General features: G+C 65.7%; 1 protein-coding gene. It reads right to left on the bottom strand.

The window, feature by feature from the left end; all coding sequences use genetic code 11:
• Window positions 1-1,054 (bottom strand): efflux RND transporter permease subunit (locus AKL29_RS45020; protein WP_244482143.1); only part of this gene is annotated, 1,054 nt, incomplete at both ends.

Below are 1,054 nucleotides of genomic sequence, written 5' to 3' on the forward strand. Positions count from 1 at the left end.
GGCGACGTTGCGGGTGCGCAGCCTTGCGAGATCGGGGCTGTCTTTCCGGAACGGCAGATCGGCTTGCGCGGTAACGTGATAGGTGCGGCCGAACAGGTTGAAGTCGTTGACATAGGTCGAACCAAAATAGGTCTGGATCGTGTCATTGATGTTGGCGATCGGCACCCCAAGCTTCTGCGCCTTGACGCGATCAATGTCGACGAACAGCTGCGGCGTGTTCGCGGTGAACGGCGAAAACACCGACGTGAGAGACGGCGATTTGCGCGCGGCTGTCACCAGTTCATCGGTCGCGGAAGCCAGCAGTTCGGGTCCACGCCCCTGGCGATCCTGGACACGGATGGTGAAGCCGCCACCGGTGCCGATACCGGGCACGGCCGGCGGCGGAATGACGATGATGAAGGCGCCCTGGATCACCGAGAGACGCTTGCGCAATTCGGCCGTGATCGCGTTCGCCGTCAGCCCCTTCTTCAGGCGCGCCTCCGGCTCGTCGAATACCGGGAACAGCGCCGCGGCGTTGCCCTGCTGCGTGCGCGTCGCACCGGAGAAGCCGGCGAAAGCCGCGACGCGAACGATGCCCGGCGTATCCAGCGCGATCCGCTCGATCTCGCGCACAACAGCGGTGGTCCGGGCCAGCGACGCGGCGCCCGGCAGCTGCGCCGAGATGATGACGTAGCCGCGATCCTGCGCCGGAATGAAGCCCTGCGAGGTGGTCGCGAGCAGCCAGCCGGCGCTGCCGATCAGTACGAGGTAGAGCGCAAGCATCACCACCGTATGCCGGATCACGAAGTCGGCCACCGATGCATAGCCGTGCGCCAGCCGGTCGAACACCCGGTTGAACAGCGCAGTGAAGCTGTCCCAGCCGCGCGCGATGATGTTCCAGCGCGCCGGCGGGCGTTTCTCCTCATGCGGTACCAGGATCTGCGAGGCCAGCGCCGGCGACAAGGTCAGCGAGCAGAAGCAGGAGATCGCGGTTGCGACCGCGATCGTCACCGCAAATTGCTGGAAGAACTGCCCGGAAATGCCGCCGAGGAAGGCGGTCGGCACGAACACCGCG

It is taken from the genome of Bradyrhizobium pachyrhizi (assembly GCF_001189245.1).
Taxonomy (GTDB): domain Bacteria; phylum Pseudomonadota; class Alphaproteobacteria; order Rhizobiales; family Xanthobacteraceae; genus Bradyrhizobium; species Bradyrhizobium pachyrhizi.